The 14,852-nt window shown below is 65.3% G+C and carries 17 protein-coding genes; 5 read left to right on the forward strand and 12 right to left on the reverse strand.

Annotated features, from left to right (window positions below):
* The first annotated feature begins 63 nt into the window (after positions 1–63).
* A complete protein-coding gene (locus ACYQ3G_RS11550) occupies positions 64–1,866 on the forward strand; it encodes a protein-disulfide reductase DsbD family protein (protein ID WP_459825970.1) in 1,803 nt (600 codons plus the stop codon).
* 100 nt (positions 1,867–1,966) lie between these two features.
* Positions 1,967–3,172 carry a hypothetical protein gene (locus tag ACYQ3G_RS11555; RefSeq protein ID WP_459825971.1) on the forward strand — a complete coding sequence of 402 codons (1,206 nt, stop codon included), beginning with the start codon at positions 1,967–1,969 and terminating at the stop codon, positions 3,170–3,172.
* A 44-nt stretch (positions 3,173–3,216) separates the two neighbouring features.
* Here the strand turns inward: ACYQ3G_RS11555 and ACYQ3G_RS11560 are convergent, their stop codons facing one another.
* From ACYQ3G_RS11560 to mqnC, 5 genes are all read right to left on the reverse strand, one after another.
* The gene (locus ACYQ3G_RS11560; protein ID WP_459825972.1) at positions 3,217–3,489 is read right to left on the reverse strand and encodes a GIY-YIG nuclease family protein; all 273 of its coding nucleotides are present in this window, start codon (positions 3,487–3,489) and stop codon (positions 3,217–3,219) included.
* 5 nt (positions 3,490–3,494) lie between these two features.
* Entirely contained in the window at positions 3,495–4,148 is a 654-nt protein-coding gene (gene trhA, locus ACYQ3G_RS11565) for a PAQR family membrane homeostasis protein TrhA (protein ID WP_459825973.1), read from the reverse strand.
* On the reverse strand, positions 4,145–4,804 hold the full coding sequence (locus ACYQ3G_RS11570; RefSeq protein WP_459825974.1) for an NYN domain-containing protein: 660 nt from the start codon (positions 4,802–4,804) through the stop codon (positions 4,145–4,147). Before ACYQ3G_RS11570 ends, trhA begins: the two co-directional genes overlap by 4 nt.
* A 76-nt stretch (positions 4,805–4,880) precedes the next feature.
* On the reverse strand, positions 4,881–6,104 hold the full coding sequence (locus ACYQ3G_RS11575) for a M24 family metallopeptidase (protein WP_459825975.1): 1,224 nt from the start codon (positions 6,102–6,104) through the stop codon (positions 4,881–4,883).
* The gene (gene mqnC / locus ACYQ3G_RS11580; RefSeq protein WP_459825976.1) at positions 6,101–7,138 is read right to left on the reverse strand and encodes a cyclic dehypoxanthinyl futalosine synthase; all 1,038 of its coding nucleotides are present in this window, start codon (positions 7,136–7,138) and stop codon (positions 6,101–6,103) included. The genes ACYQ3G_RS11575 and mqnC overlap by 4 nt, the downstream gene beginning before the upstream one ends.
* 126 nt (positions 7,139–7,264) lie before the next feature.
* Here mqnC and ACYQ3G_RS11585 point away from each other — a divergent pair, with 126 nt between their 5' ends.
* Both ACYQ3G_RS11585 and ACYQ3G_RS11590 read left to right on the forward strand, forming a co-directional pair.
* On the forward strand, positions 7,265–7,732 hold the full coding sequence (locus ACYQ3G_RS11585; RefSeq protein ID WP_459825977.1) for a YkgJ family cysteine cluster protein: 468 nt from the start codon (positions 7,265–7,267) through the stop codon (positions 7,730–7,732).
* A complete protein-coding gene (locus ACYQ3G_RS11590; RefSeq protein WP_459825978.1) occupies positions 7,732–8,475 on the forward strand; it encodes a J domain-containing protein in 744 nt (247 codons plus the stop codon). The genes ACYQ3G_RS11585 and ACYQ3G_RS11590 overlap by 1 nt, the downstream gene beginning before the upstream one ends.
* 360 nt (positions 8,476–8,835) lie before the next feature.
* Here ACYQ3G_RS11590 and lolA read toward each other — a convergent pair whose 3' ends face one another.
* Positions 8,836–9,486 (reverse strand): outer membrane lipoprotein periplasmic chaperone LolA, encoded by a 651-nt coding sequence (gene lolA / locus ACYQ3G_RS11595; RefSeq protein WP_459825979.1) that lies wholly within the window; start codon positions 9,484–9,486, stop codon positions 8,836–8,838.
* Between the two features lie 103 nt (positions 9,487–9,589).
* Here lolA and ACYQ3G_RS11600 point away from each other — a divergent pair, with 103 nt between their 5' ends.
* Positions 9,590–10,777, forward strand: coding sequence for an MFS transporter (locus ACYQ3G_RS11600; RefSeq protein ID WP_459825980.1), 1,188 nt, complete (start codon positions 9,590–9,592; stop codon positions 10,775–10,777).
* A 1,016-nt stretch (positions 10,778–11,793) separates the two neighbouring features.
* On the opposite strand, the gene ACYQ3G_RS11605 is transcribed toward ACYQ3G_RS11600, so the two are convergent.
* The 6 genes from ACYQ3G_RS11605 to ACYQ3G_RS11630 form a co-directional block, all read right to left on the reverse strand.
* On the reverse strand, positions 11,794–12,102 hold the full coding sequence (locus tag ACYQ3G_RS11605; RefSeq protein ID WP_459825981.1) for a PilZ domain-containing protein: 309 nt from the start codon (positions 12,100–12,102) through the stop codon (positions 11,794–11,796).
* 70 nt (positions 12,103–12,172) lie between these two features.
* Positions 12,173–13,006, reverse strand: a complete 834-nt coding sequence (gene panB / locus ACYQ3G_RS11610; protein ID WP_459825982.1) for a 3-methyl-2-oxobutanoate hydroxymethyltransferase — start codon at positions 13,004–13,006, stop codon at positions 12,173–12,175.
* Complete coding sequence (gene panD / locus ACYQ3G_RS11615) at positions 13,003–13,368, reverse strand: aspartate 1-decarboxylase (protein WP_459825983.1); 366 nt, start codon at positions 13,366–13,368, stop codon at positions 13,003–13,005. The genes panB and panD overlap by 4 nt, the downstream gene beginning before the upstream one ends.
* A complete protein-coding gene (gene panC / locus ACYQ3G_RS11620) occupies positions 13,369–14,223 on the reverse strand; it encodes a pantoate--beta-alanine ligase (protein ID WP_459828317.1) in 855 nt (284 codons plus the stop codon).
* A 5-nt stretch (positions 14,224–14,228) separates the two neighbouring features.
* Positions 14,229–14,447, reverse strand: a complete 219-nt coding sequence (locus tag ACYQ3G_RS11625) for a hypothetical protein (protein ID WP_459825984.1) — start codon at positions 14,445–14,447, stop codon at positions 14,229–14,231.
* Positions 14,437–14,850 (reverse strand): DUF2721 domain-containing protein, encoded by a 414-nt coding sequence (locus ACYQ3G_RS11630; RefSeq protein ID WP_459825985.1) that lies wholly within the window; start codon positions 14,848–14,850, stop codon positions 14,437–14,439. The genes ACYQ3G_RS11625 and ACYQ3G_RS11630 overlap by 11 nt, the downstream gene beginning before the upstream one ends.
* Positions 14,851–14,852 lie beyond the last annotated feature (2 nt).

Raw genomic sequence — 14,852 nt, forward strand, 5'->3', positions numbered from 1 at the left:
ACCACCTCCCGAAGCACCTAAAAGGAAAACTCGGCCACAACGTTCAGCCACCCGTGCCCAAACATGACACTACGCGCCGCTTTCATCCTGATCTGTCTGGCAGTCCTGAACATCGCCGCCCCCGCGGGCGCCGCCGGACCCTACGAAGTCTCCCTGCAGGCCTTCCGGACCGACGACCCCGCAACCCCGGTGCTCGGCGTGGTGACGCTCACCCCCGCCCCCGACTGGCATGCCTACGGCAACGTCCAGGGGCCGTCGGGATTCCCCACGACCGTGATCGGCCAAGCCGACGGCGCCGACCTGAACGCCCTCTACCCGCCGGCCGAACCAGGCCCCGACCCCATCGACCCGAGCCTGACCGTCGAGCTCTACAACGGGCCGACCCCCTTTTTCCTGCCCATGGCCAAGGCTCCGGTCAAATTGACGGCCCGCCTGAACGCCCTGCTCTGCTCGGCCACCACCTGCCAACCCCTGCGCGATGACCTGGAACTCGCGGTCACGGACCCGGCCGGACTGCCCCGGGCCGAAGACCAGCAGTGGTGGCCCCTGTACCTGCTGTCCACGCCCGGAGCCGCCGAGTCGCTGCCCGAGACGGCCGCCGAAACGTCTGCTGACGCCGAGACGCCGAAGCCTGCCGTGTCCTTCAGCCCGCGCTATTTCGCCCCGGGGCTCGAGGTCCACACCCTGTCCAAGGCAGCGGGCCTGGCCTTCCTGGCCGGCCTGATCCTCAATTTCATGCCGTGCGTGCTGCCCGTCATCACCCTGAAGCTGCGCTCCTTCATCCCGGCGGCGTCCGGCATGCCCATGCAGCAGCGGCAGGCCTTCCGCGCCCACAACCTCTTCTTCGCCCTGGGCATGATGCTCTACTTCCTGATCCTGGCCGGCATCATCGCCGCCACGGGCATCGCCTGGGGGCAGATATTCCAGCAGCCCTCGGCCATCATCACCCTGACGGCCGTCGTTTTCGCCCTTTCTCTGAGCCTTTTCGGCGTCTACGACCTGCCCCTCATCGACCTCAAGGGCAAATCCGCCGGGGTCAAACACCACCCCAGGCTCGAATCATTCACCACCGGCATCCTGGCCACCGTCCTGGCCACGCCCTGCAGCGGGCCGTTCCTGGGCGGGGTCCTGGCCTGGGCCCTCATCCAGCCGCCGAAAATCATCGCCCTGGTCCTGAGCTGCATCGGCCTCGGCATGGCATCGCCCTACCTGGCCATGGCCCTCATGCCCGGCCTGTACCGTTTCCTGCCCAGGCCCGGGGCCTGGACCGCGCACCTGGAACGCCTGCTCGGCTTCCTTCTGGCCGGGACCTGCGTCTACCTCTTCGGGCTGCTGCCGACCTCCGCATACCTGGACGTGCTCATCCTCCTGTGGGCAATCGCCATGGCGGCGTGGGTCTGGGGCAAGCTCACGGACCTGAACCAGTCAATGTTGCGCAGATGGTCCATCCGTTCCTCCTGCGTGGCCCTCGTGACGGCGGTTGCCTTTCTCCTCTTCCGCCCCACCGTCCACCAGGACCCCTGGCAGAATTTTGAAATGCCCAGATTTCAGAGCCTGCTCGGCCAGGAAAACCTGATTCTCGACTTCACCGCGGACTGGTGCCCCAACTGCAAATTTCTGGAAAAGACAGTGCTCAAACCCGAGAACAGCGCCCGCATCGCCAGGGATTTCAAGGCCACGCTGCTGCGCGTGGACCTGACCCGCCACGATCCCGAGCTCATGGCCCTGCTGGAAAGCATGGGTTCCAAATCCATCCCCATCCTGGCCATCTTCCCCAAGGAACGCCCGGAGAGCCCCCTGGTGCTGCGCGACCTCTTCACCAGCGGACAACTCGACGAGGCCCTCGAAGCGGAACTGCGGCCTTGAGACGACTTGTTCTGCCGGGGGAGACAAAAAAGTAGCCCCCTGCCCTTCGATGTGCTATTTTTTTTGCAAGGGCCGCATGACGCGGCCCGAGCGGGAAAGCATGCACACCGCCCTTTTCCTCCTTCTCGTTCTTCTCCTCTCGCCGACGGCCGTTAACGCCGCGCCGCCCCCTTTCGTCATGCACTTCTTCTACGGCCAGGGCTGCCCTCACTGCGCCAAGGAGGAAAAGCTCCTCCGGGAATACGAAAACCGCTACGGCAACCTGCGCATCGAGCGGTACGAAGTCTATTTCAACACGAAAAACATGGAACTGCTCGAAAGGGTCGCCGAGCGGCTCAACGCGCACTCCGTCGCCGTCCCCTTCCTCGTTGTCGGGGAGGAATTCATCATAGGCTTCGACGAGGCCTTCACCCCGGACATGATCAGGACGCTGGTCGCCAAATGCCTGCCCGGGGACTGCCCGGACCTGGTCCGTCGAACCAGCGAAGGCGAAAAGGCGCCACCGCCCCCGAAGGCCGCACCCGACGCGGCGCCCGTAGCGGCAACTGCGCCGGGCACGCGGATCATCACCGTCCCGCTGCTGGGCGACATCGACGTCCTGGCCTTCTCCCTGCCCCTGCTGACCGTGGTCATGGGCTTTCTGGACGGGTTCAACCCCTGCGCCATGTGGGCCCTGGTCTTTCTGATCGGCCTGCTGCTCGGCATGCGGGACCGCACGCGCATGTGGCTGCTGGGCACCGTTTTCATCGCCGCCTCGGCCTTGGTCTATTTCCTCTTCATGGCTGCCTGGCTCAACCTCATCCTCTTCTTCGGGCTCGTCATGTGGGTCAGGGTCGGGATCGGGCTCATCGCCCTGGCCGGAGGCGCGTACAGCCTCAGGGACGCCCTGGCGCACGAGGAGATCAGCTGCAGGATGAACGGCAGCGAACGGCGCAGGCAGTTCCGCGTCAGGCTGCGGTCCATCATCGGACAGCACAGCCTGCTCCTGTCCCTGGTGGGGATGGCGCTCCTGGCCTTCATGGTCAATCTCGTGGAAATCGTCTGCTCGGCGGGGTTCCCGGCCATCTACACGCAGGTCCTGTCCCTGAACGCGTTCCCGGCCTGGAAGTACTATTCCTACATTGCGCTCTACATCTTCTTCTACATGGCCGACGATCTCGTCGTCTTCGTGGCGGCCATGCTGACCCTGGAGGTCACGGGCGCGACCACGACCTACGTCCGCTTCGCCCGGATGCTCGGCGGGGTGCTCATGCTGGCAGTCGGGCTGTTGCTCATCTTCCGCCCGCAATGGCTCATGTTCGGCTAACAGGCCGCTTTTGAACGGCCTGCGAATTCGGATTTTTCAGTCGGCTAGGGTTCGGGCCAGGACAGACGGCCGCAGATGAGGTCGTCCTTGCGGCTGCGGGGCAGGCCCTTGAGCCAGCGTTCGAGGGACAGGGCCCGCGACCGTCCACCCGCAGGCGCGGAAAAGGCCAACTCCAGGGGGCCGCGGCCGCGCAGGTACTTGGCGGCCTTGGGGCCGCCCGAAGCGTGCTCGGACAGGCGGCGGGAAACGTCGGTGGTGATGCCGGTGTAAAAGGTGCCGTCGCCGCAGCGCAGCACGTAGACGAACCAGTCGGACACGCGGGTCAGGCCGGGAGGGTGTGCAGCACGGAGAAGAAATGCAGGGTGCTGCCGGCGATGACGAAGAGGTGCCAGATGGCGTGGCTGTAGGGCAGGCGCTTCCAGACGTAGAAGACCACGCCCAGGGTGTAGGCCAGGCCGCCCAGGGCCAGCAAGATCAGGCTCGTGCCCGGCAGGGAGGCGTACATGTCGCGCATGACCAGCACGCACAGCCAGCCCATGCCGAGGTAGATGGTCAGGGACAGGCGCTTGAAACGGTACACGCAGCAGCATTTGAGCACCACGCCGGCCACGGCCAGGATCCAGACCACGGCGAAGACGATCCAGCCGGTGGCGCCGCGCATGGAGACCAGCATGAAGGGCGTGTAGGTGCCGGCGATGAGCAGGAAGATGGCGCTGTGGTCCAGGGTCTTGAGGATGCGCTTGGCGCTCGGGAGCGGGATGGCGTGGTACAGGGTCGAAGCCAGATAGAGAAGGATCAGCGTGGACCCGAAGATCGAGAAGCTGACCACGTGCCAGGCGTCGCCCTGGGACACGGCCGAGACGATGAGCACCACCAGGGCGGCGATGGACAGCCCCGTGGCCACGGCGTGGGTGATGCTGTTGGCGATCTCCTCGCCCATGGTGTACTGCGAGACGAACTTTTCGAGGCCGCTCATGAGTTCCTCCTCTCCGTGGCGCCGGCCTGGGCGCTGTCGCCCTCGGCCGCCTGCTCGCGGGTTGCGTTGTCCACTTCGGTCGCGAAATCGTTGATCCAGTGAATGCGGTCGGCCCGGCACTGCAATTCCGAGGACACCCCGTCGCGGAAGACCACGAGTTCGATGGTCTTGCCCTGCTCCGAGAGGTGTTCCACGGCGTCGAGCAGGTCCGAGTCGCCCGAGGACAAGAGCAGCGTGTCGTAGTTGCGCTGATGGATGAGGGACAGGGTGGCGATGCCCACGTCCACGCCCTTCTGGATCTCGTTGAAGACCCGGTGGGTGGTTTCGCCGTTCTGGTTCTGGCAGCGCAGGGAAACCTTCTGCCCGCACTCCTCGCAATAGGCCTTGTCGGCCCGCTGCTGTTTGAGGCCGTAGAACTTGGTGATGATCTTGGGCCCCATGGGCGGGCCGCTGCGCAGCCAGCGGTGAAAATTGTCCTGGCCGTCCGAGGGCGGGTTGGGCGTGGAGTTCAGGTAGTAGGCCCGCCAGATGGGGCCGTCCTGCTCCAGGTACTGGCGCAGGCGCAGGTAGCTGAACTCGTAGCCGCTGCGCACGCTGTGGCGGGCGTTGAACATGTAGCTCGCGTCGATGAGCCAGAGCTTGCGTTTCGGGGTCATTTTTCCTCGGTGGAACGAGTGCTTCGATCCGTATTTTTCATTCATGCCACAATCCCCGCCCCGCCGCCAGTCCCGCCTAAGCCGGGAACGTCGGCCCGAAGCGCTCGCCCGTCAGGCATCTGCCGCCCTCGGGCGTGACCACGAAGGTGTTCTCCACGCCGACCATGCCCAGGCCCGCGATGCCGATCTTGGGCTCCAGGGCCAGGACCATGTTCTCTTCCAGAGGACGGTCGAAGGTCGGGGCGATGACGGGCCACTCATCGATGGCCAGGCCGATGCCATGCCCCAGAAACCCGACCTTGTTGCGCCCAAGGCCCATGAACCCCTCGCCCATGCCGTTGGCCAGGGCGATGCGGATGCAATCGCGGTACAGTTCCGCCGGCACGGCCTCCGGCACCAGGCGGCTGGCCAGGTGCTCCTGGATCTGCAGACAGAAGTCCTGGGCCCGGTCGGCCTCCTCGGGGATGACGGACTCCTCGGCCCAGTACACTTGGGTCTTGTCCGTGTGGTAGCCCTCAAGGCAGAAGCCGCAGTCCAGGGCCAGGGGCTCGCCGCGCTGCCAGACCTTGCCGGCGTAACCCAGGAACGGCAGGACCGGGTGCGCCCCGCGCAGGCCCAGGGGGCCGTTGAAGACCGTCGGGTAGTTGCCCGAGTCGCCGGCCGCCACATGCCCCAGAAAAATCTCCTCGCCCGCGTTCTGCATGCGCATCATGCCCTGGTGGCCGTGGCTGTAGAAGGCGTCCCACACGGCCAGGGCGATTTCGCGCTCGGTCATGCCCGGGCGGATCATGTTCGGCAGGGTGTCGTTCAGGGCCTTGTCGTGCCGCTCACCGGCCAGACGGAGCTTGGCCAGCTCCCAGGGCGTCTTCACGGCCCGGGTCCAGGCCAGGGCCGTGTCGCCGGGCGCCAGGACCACGCCGGGGAGCTTGGAGCGCAGCAGTTCGCCCATGGACCAGGTCAGGCCCGACATCTCCACGGCCACCTCGTCGCCCATGGGCACGCCGGCGTCCTGCAGCAGCGTCGGCAGCTGGGAGTAGGACTTGAACTCGACGATGCGGCTCATGGGCGAGTCGAGCTGCGCCCGCTCGATGCCCTTGCGGCACAGCAGCACGGCCTCGCCGTCCATGGGCACCCACAGCACGCCGCTGACCCAGGCGCCGGTCAGGTGGTAGAGCGCCAGCCTCGAAAAGACGAGGATGCCGGACGCAGCCGGGTTCAGCGTATCCAGGTGCAGGCGCAGGCGAGCCGTGCGCTCCGCCACCTCGGACAGGGGCATCCGCTCAAGAGAGAGAAAGCTCACGCGACCTCCTCGCACAGGGTGTAGTCCATGGTCCGCCGCCTGGGGGTGAAGCCGGCCTTCTGCACCAGGACGCGCAATTCGGCTTCGGGCAGGCGGAAGTGCACGCCCGTGGCCGCCACGACGTTCTCCTCCAGCATGGTCGAGCCCATGTCGTTGGCGCCCCACATCAGGGCCAGCTGGCCGACCATGGGCCCCTGGGTGACCCAGGAGGCCTGGATGTTGTCGATGTTGTCGAGGTAGAGCCGGCACAGGGCCAGGAACTTGAGGTATTCGTGGGACGAGGTCTCGGGCATCGGCATGCGCGTGTTGCGGGGTTGGAAGGTCCAGGGGATGAAGGCCGTGAAGCCGCCCGTGCGGTCCTGCAGGTCGCGCAGGCGGTCGAGGTGCTCGATGCGCTGGTCGAAGGTCTCGCCCTGGCCGAACATCATGGTCGCCGTGGTGCGCATGCCCAGGCCGTGGGCAGTTTCCATGACCGAGAGCCACTGGTCGGCCGAGCACTTGCGCGGGGAGACGCGGCCCCTGACTTCGTCGACCAGGATCTCGGCCCCGCCGCCGGGCATGGAGTCGAGGCCGGCCGAGCGCAGCTGCGTCAGGATGTCGGCCACGGGGCGCGACTCCCTGCCGCTCAGGTAGAAGATTTCCGACGGCGAGAAGCCGTGCACCGCCACCTGCGGGAAGTGCGCCTTCATGGACCGCAGCAGGTCCGCGTACCAGCCCAGGGGCAAGTCCGGATTCATGCCGCCCTGCAGCAGGATCTGGTAGCCGCCCAGGTCCACGGTTTCCTGGACCTTGGCCAGGATCTCGTCCGTGGACAGGACGTACCCGCCCTCGTCGCCCGGGCCCTTGAAGAACGCGCAGAACTTGCAGCCCGACACGCAGACGTTGGTGTAGTTGATGTTGCGGTCGACGATGTAGGTCACGACCCCTTCGGGGTGCATATCCATGCGCCGGCGGTGGCCGAGTTCCCCCAGGGTGAAGACGTCGTGCATGTCCCAGACGTATTGTGCTTCGTTGCGTAGCATACGGGTTTTCATGGGCGATCCTTGTGATGACGTTGTGCTGGCCGAAGTGCTAGCCCCGGGCGGGCCGAGAGGTCAAGGGCCGGGCCTTGCCAAAGGCGGCCCCTTGTGGTTGAAGTCGGGGCCACGCGAGGAACGATCATGACCATATCCGTATTCGACTGCCGCATGTGCGGCCACTGCTGCCAGGGCCGGGGAGGCATCGTGGCTTCGGCCCCTGAACAGGAACGCCTGGCCGCCTTCCTGGGCCTTGACGTCGCCCAGTTCCGCGAGCGCTACACCGAGCCCCAGGGCAAGAAGACGGTTCTGCGCTGCGGCGACGACGGCTACTGCATCTTCTTCGACCGCGACAAGGCCTGCACCGTGCACCCGGCCAAGCCCGACGTCTGCCGCGCCTGGCCGTTCTTCCGCGGCAACCTGGCCGACGCCGTGAGCTGGGAGCTGGCCCAGGACTACTGCCCGGGCATCGTGGCCGAGAGCGGGCATGCCGAGTTCGTGCGCGTCGGTCTGGCCTACGTCCTCGACAGCGGCCTGGCCAAGAGCGGCCGCGAGGACGAGGCTGGCGCCCTGCGCATCGCCGATCTGTGCGGGAAGACGGAAGAGAGCTGATGCGCCTGTCCGAGTGCTACTCCCTGCTGGAGGTTTCGTCCGGCGCGACCCTCGACGAGATCAAGACCAGCTACCGCCGCCTGGCCTTCAGGTACCACCCGGACCTGAACCCCGGCGACGCGCGCGCGGCCCAGCGTTTCACCCGCCTGAACGAAGCCTACGTGCTGCTGAAGAAGAACCTGGAACGTCCGGTCGAACCCGAAGACAACTCCGAGGGCGGGCGGCGCTACAGCGCCGAAACCATCCGCCAGGAAGAGGAGGCCAAGATCAAGCGCGGCGGCCGGCCCTACGGGGGCTTCTCGGCCAGACAGGAGGAGGTGCTGCGGGACATCCTGAACGACCCCTTCGCCAAGCAGGTCTTCGAGGACATCTTCAGCAAGCTCAAGCGCGGCGTGGAGCCCGGCGCGGAACCTGCCGAACCCATCCGGACCAAGAGCCTCAAGGTCAAATGGGGGGAGCGCGACCTGAATTTCAATCTGGGCCGGGGCCTCGTGGCCTCGGTCAAGGACTGGGCGGCGCGCCAGCTCGACGACAGCCAGACCGTGCGCATGCCCGCCCGCTCCCTCATCCCCGGCACGACCCTGCGCGTGCAGATCAAGCACCGCTTCAGCCCGGAGCCGCGGACCATCGACGTGACCCTGCCCCCCGACTTTGTGGTCGGCCGGCCCATCCGCCTGCGCGGGCTGGGGCGCCGGCTGGGCCCCTGGCGGGGCGACCTCTACCTGCGCTTTCTGGCCGTCTGAAAAAAGGCTCTTCAGGTTAGACCGTCCAAGCTGTTATTGGATGCCCACTGACGTCGTTGAACTTTGATCCGGGCGTATCACCACAAATGACCCGTCATCGCGAGCGTAGCGCGGCCTGGTCGGGCAACGCGCGAGATTCATCCTCGACGTGCGCTGGAATACAGCCGGAAAAGATTGTGAAAAACTGGATTGCCGCGTCGAAGACTCCTCGCAATGATTGGCTTCCACATTGATCCATCTTGCTTGAACGCGTCCAGAGTTGACCTTTCGCGGCGCACACGTTCATGGTCGCTCAACCCGGATGATCCTGAACAAAACCGAAGGGGCCCGGAGTTCGTTCGAACTCCGGGCCCCATTTTCTCATTCTTCCTTCATGCCTTCGATGACTTCGGTTCCCTTGGGCGGGACCAGGGTGAACTCCTTCTCGTCCACGGGCACGTCAAGCTCCAGGCCCGTCAGTTCGAGTTCGTTCACGTTGCCGAAGAAATCCACCAGCTTGATGCGCTCCATGATGTCCTGGCCCGGACGCACCCAGACCTCGCCCTCCACCAGATTCGGCTCGGGTTCCTTGGGGATGAGCTTCAGGTGGCGGAATTCGCCGTCCATGCCCAAGTCCTGGACCGTGAAGTCGTCCTTGAGATTGGCTTCGCCGGACAGGAAGCGGATCATGGTCTTGGAACTCAGGACCTGTTCCACCGTGTAGCGGTAGACCGTCTCCTCGTCAGGAAAGTATTCCCAGACCGTGTCCTTGCCGATGATGAGCAGCTCGTTCTCGGGGCTGGTCGTCTCCCAACGGATGAAGCGGGGCCGCGCGAAGGCGATGTTGCCAAGGCGCTCCTGCACCTCCCGGCTGGAGGCGTTGGTCAGCTTCTGCAGAAAAAAGCCGCGGAAGGACTGCAGCGAGTCGTAGCGCTGCTGGATCCTGTCCGTCAGGTCGTCGGCCTGCGCGCCCAAGGCGCCACCCAGCACGATGGCCAGGGCGAAAAGAATGTTCAAGATATGTCGAGGCACGTGAACCTCCCGGTTTGTGTTGATTTTGCGGTTCATTGCACGTATCGGATGTTCCCTTTACGCCAGTCGGGCGAATACAAACTTTCCTTGCAGTTGTTAAGCCATGAACCCATCCCCTGAAAAAATATCCCCCTTCGCCCCGTCCCTGCCGGCCCTGACGCTGCTGACCACGGTCTTCTTCGCCAACTTCCTGGCCCGGACACTTTTCGGCCCCCTGCTCCTGCCCATCTCCGACCATCTCGGCCGCAGCCTGGCCGCCAGCGCCAACCTCTTCATCTTCCTCTCGGGCGGGTACAGCCTCGCGGTGCTCTGCGCGGGCTTCGTCTCGGCGCGCCTCGGGCACAAGGGGACCATCGTCGCCTCGGTGGCCGGCATCGGCCTGGGCCTCCTGGGCCTCGCCGGCTGCGACTCGTTTTTCGGCTTCTCGGTCTGGATCCTGCTCATGGGCGCCGGGGCCGGGCTGTACATGCCCTCCAGCGTGGTGACCATCACCGAGGTCACGCCCACGGCCCACTGGGGCCAGGCCTTCGCCGTGCACGAACTGGCCCCGAATCTGGCCTTCATCGCCTCGCCCCTGGTGGCCGAGGCCTTCATGGGTTCGGCCGGGTACCCGATGTTGTTTCGCCTGCTGGGGGCATTGTGTCTGCTCCTGGCGGCCGTCTACGCCCTGCGCGGCCCGCGCACGGTGCGGCCGGGCATGCCCCCGGTCCTGCGAAACGTCAAGGTCATCGCCGTCCGCCCCGCCTTCTGGATCACGGTCCTGCTCTTCGTGCTGGCCGTGAGCGTGGAGGTCGGCGTCTACAACCTCGTGCCGGCCTTCCTGGTGCAGGAAAAGGGGCTCGGCCGCGAGACGGCCAACATCATTCTGGGCTGCTCGCGCATCGCCTCCCTGGCCTTCCTGCCGGCAACGGGCTGGATCATCCGCCGCATCGGCTACCGCCGCACCCTGGCCCTGTGCCTCGTCGGCACGGGCGCGGCCACGGCCCTGTCCGGGTACGGCCCCCTGTGGTGGACCGTGGCCATGCTGACCCTGCAGCCCGTCTTCGTGGTCTGCTTCTTCCCCGTGGGCTTCGCCGTCCTGTCCCTGGTCTGCCCCAAGGCCACCAACGACCTGTCCGTGTCCCTGACGGTCATGTGCACCTCCGTCATCGGAGCAGGTTTCATGCCGGCCCTGCTGGCCTGGGGCGGCGAGACCTTCAGCTTCGCCCTGTGCTTCGTCCTCTTCGGCCTGACCATGTGCGCGGCCAGCGCCCTGGCCGTGACCAGACTGCGCATCCCCGACCAGGCCTGAGACATTCGGCCCGGAATGCCGAGCCGGCTTTCTGTCATTCCCGCGAAGGCGGGAATCCATGCCTTCGAGGTTCAGAATTCATGGATCCCCGTCTGCACGGGGATGACACCGTGGTGATGCGGAAGGGTGCCGCCAGGAAAATACGCCGAATACCACCCCAGGGAGGCGTCATTCCCGCGAAGGCGGGAATCCATGCCTTCAAGGTTTCAAAATTCATGGATCCCCGTCTGCACGGGGATGACACCGTGGTGATGCGGAAGGGTGCCGCCAGGAAAATACGCCGAATACCACCCCAGGGAGGCGTCATTCCCGCGTAGGCGGGAATCCATGCCTTCGAGGTTCAGAATTCATGGATCCCCGTCTGCACGGGGATGACACCGTGGTAATGCGGAAGGGTGCCGCCAGGAAAATACGCCGAATACCACCCCAGGGAGGCGTCATTCCCGCGAAGGCGGGAATCCATGCCTTCAAGGTTTCAGAATTCATGGATCCCCGTCTGCACGGGGATGACACCGTGGTGATGCGGAAGGGTGCCGCCAGGAAAATACGCCGAATACCACCCCAGGGAGGCGTCATTCCCGCGAAGGCGGGAATCCATGCCTTCGAGGTTCAGAATTCATGGATCCCCGTCTGCACGGGGATGACACCGTGGTGATGCGGAAGGGTGCCGCCAGGAAAATACGCCGAATACCACCCCAGGGAGGCGTCATTCCCGCGAAGGCGGGAATCCATGCCTTCAAGGTTTCAGAATTCATGGATCCCCGTCTGCACGGGGATGACACCGTGGTAATGCGGAAGGGTGCCGCCAGGAAAATACGCCGAATACCACCCCAGGGAGGCGTCATTCCCGCGAAGGCGGGAATCCATGCCTTTTCTCGGGAATCAACGCCTGTCCGGCCGCTTCCACCTCCCCGCTTCTCACCGCGAAATCCGTGCACATGAAAAAATCCCCGCGGGAAATTCCTCTCCCGGGGGATTCCTTTCCGCCTGCAACGCGCCGAAGCCGGCGCAAAGCCTCACTCGTAGCGGGTCCAGCGCAGGGGTTCAACGTACTGCACCCCGACGGCGTAGCCTCCGCTGCGGGACGGCACGCACCATTTGACCTTGGCCCGCACGTCGCGCGCCAGGCCGATCAGGTCCTGCGGCAGGCGGATCATGACGCTCGCCCCCTTGTCCAGGGCCTCGGTGTGCAGGAAGCACAGCCCTCCCCGGCTGAAATTGGAAACCGTGGCCGGAACCGAGCCGGCCGCGAGGGACGTGGATATCTGCACCAAATACTGCTTCTCGTGGCGCGACCATTGCCGGCGGTTGATCTTGGGCAGCATAGGTTCCTCCTGGCGGTATATGCCGAAAATCTGCGCGCAGCCTAGCAGCGAACGCGACAAAAGGACAGTCTCAGCCGTCCCCGTAAATCCGCTTCAACTCGGCCTCGTTCATGGTGAAGGTGTGCTCCGGGCCGGGGAACGTCCCTTCCCGCACCTCGCGGGCGTACGCCCCGACGGCATCCTTGGCCTTGACGCCCAGCGTCTCGAACTTCTTCACGAACTTGGGCGTGAAGCGGTCGAACATGCCCAGGGTGTCGTGCCAGACCAGCACTTGGCCGTCGCAGGCCGCGCCCGCGCCGATGCCGATGGTCGGGATGGACAGGCGGCCGGTCACGAGCTGCGCGACCTGCACGGGGATGCATTCGAGCACGATCATGAAGGCCCCGGCCTCTTCCAGGGCCAGGGCGTCGCGCAGGAGCTTGTTGGCCGCCTCGGCCGTGCGTCCCTGCACCTTGTACCCGCTCAGGGCCGTGGCCGACTGCGGCGTCAGGCCCACGTGGGCGCAGACCGGGATGCCGGCCCGCGTCAGGGCCCGGACCTGGTCGGCGATCTCCTCCCCGCCCTCGACCTTGACGGCCTCGCAACCGCCCTCTTGCACCAGCCGCCCCGCGTTCTCCAGGGCCTGGGCCGGGGATATCTGGTAGCTCAGGAAGGGCATGTCGGTGACGACGAAGGTCTTCCCTGCTCCACGCCGGACGGCCCGGGTATGGTGGATCATGTCGGCCATGGTCACGGGCACGGTGGAATCGTAGCCGAGCACGACCATGCCCAGGGAATCGCCCACCAGGATGACGTCCACCCCGGCCTCCTCCGCGAGTCTGGCCGACGGGTAGTCGTAGGCCGTGAGCATGACGATCTTTTCGCCGTCCTTCTTCATCCGGAGGAAGTCGTTCAGGGTTTTCATCTGCTGTCTCCGTTCGTTTTCGTGATTTCGTTGTCCGGACCGACCAGGACCACGACCGGTTCATGGCCGGGAATCTCGTCCGGGGTCAGCTGCACGTAGGAGGCGATGATGACCTTCTGCCCGCGGCTGCCCTTGTGGGCCGCGGCGCCGTTCAGGCAGATCTCGCCCTTTTCGCCGAGGATGACGTAGGTGGACAGGCGCTCGCCGTTGTCCACGTTGTAGATGTCCACGCGCTCGTTGAGGTGGAACCCGGCGGCGCGGATGAGGTCCGGGCAGATGGCCACGGACCCTTCGTAATCGACCTCGGCGCCGGTGATGGTCGCCCGGTGCAGCTTGGCCTGCAGAAACGTACGTAAAGGCATTTATCTCTCGAAGGCTATATGAATGTTGTCGATGAGCCGAGCCTTGCCCAGGCGCAGGGCCACGGCGGCAAGGACATCGGCCCGGACCCGCTCGACCGTCTCGATGGTCGCGGGGTCCACCAGTTCCAGGTAATCGAGACGCCCCATGGGGATGTGCGCCTCATAAAATTTCTCCACGGCCCCTTTCAGGGCGGCGGCGTCGGACTCGCCGGAGCGGACGAGGTCCTCCAGCAGGAGGAGGCCCTTGCGGATGTGCGGGGCCACGGCGCGCTCTTCGGGAGTCAGATAGACATTGCGCGAGCTCATGGCCAGCCCGTCGGCCTCGCGCATGATGGGACGGCCCTCAATGCGCACGGGGATGTCCAGTTCGCGCGTCATCTTGCGGATCACGGCCAACTGCTGCCAGTCCTTCTCCCCGAACACGGCGAAAGTCGGCTGGACCAGGTTGAAAAGCTTGCAGACCACCGTGGCCACACCCCGGAAATGGATGGGCCGGGAACGGCCGCAGAGGTTCGTGGTCAGTTCCGGCACCGTAACCCAGGTGCCGTGGTCCGGCGCGTACATGTCGTCACGGACCGGAGTGAAGAGCGCGTCCACGCCGGCCTCGCGGGCCAGGTCGGAATCGCGCTCAAGGTCCGACGGGTAGTTCTCCAGGTCTTCGCCGGGGCCGAACTGGGTCGGGTTGACGAAGATGGAGGCCACCAGGACGTCGCAGTGCTCCCGGGCCCAGCGCATGAGGCTCAAGTGCCCCTCGTGCCAGTAGCCCATGGTCGGGACCAGCCCGACCGTCAGCCCCTCGCGGCGCCAGACCAGGCCGAGTTCCTGCATGGCCGCAGGCGCCATGATGCGCAGCATGTCGTTCATCTGGCCGCTCCCTGCACGTGCATGTCGAAGCACTCGCAGCCGCAGTCGCAGACGATCTGGTCGCCGCGGTGGCGGCCGTCGGAGTCGTCGACGACGTCGAAAAGGACGCCCGAGTCGCGGTCGTAGTCGAACTCCATGCCGATGACGTCGACCATGCCGTAGAGGCCGCACTTGCGGCAGATGAAATCCCTCAGCTCTCCAAACTTAGCGTGCATTGTCGTCCCCCTGCGAGAGGCTCAGGCTCTCCAGTTGGATGTTCAGGGCCTGCGTGGAAATGTGGATCTCGCGAGTGGACAGTCCCAGGGAGATCAGCATGGCCACAAGGCTCAGCCCGAAGAGGATCTTACCGAGAAAGACAAAACCGGCGAAAAGGCAGAACATGCACAGGACGCACAGAAAAAGGCTCAGCACCCCGTACAGCTGCATGAGGCGGATGAGGTTGACCCGCAGGCGCAGGCTCTCGATCTGGGCCAGGATGGAGGGACCGTGGCTGGCCTGGTAGCGGTCGTGCAGGGTGCGGATGCGCGAGCCAAGGGCCAGGAAACGGTTGGTATAGGCCAAGAGGACCAGGGAGATGGTCGGGAAGAGCAGGGCCGGTGTGGTCAGGGAAATTTCCATAT

This window comes from Desulfomicrobium salsuginis (genome assembly GCF_054657795.1).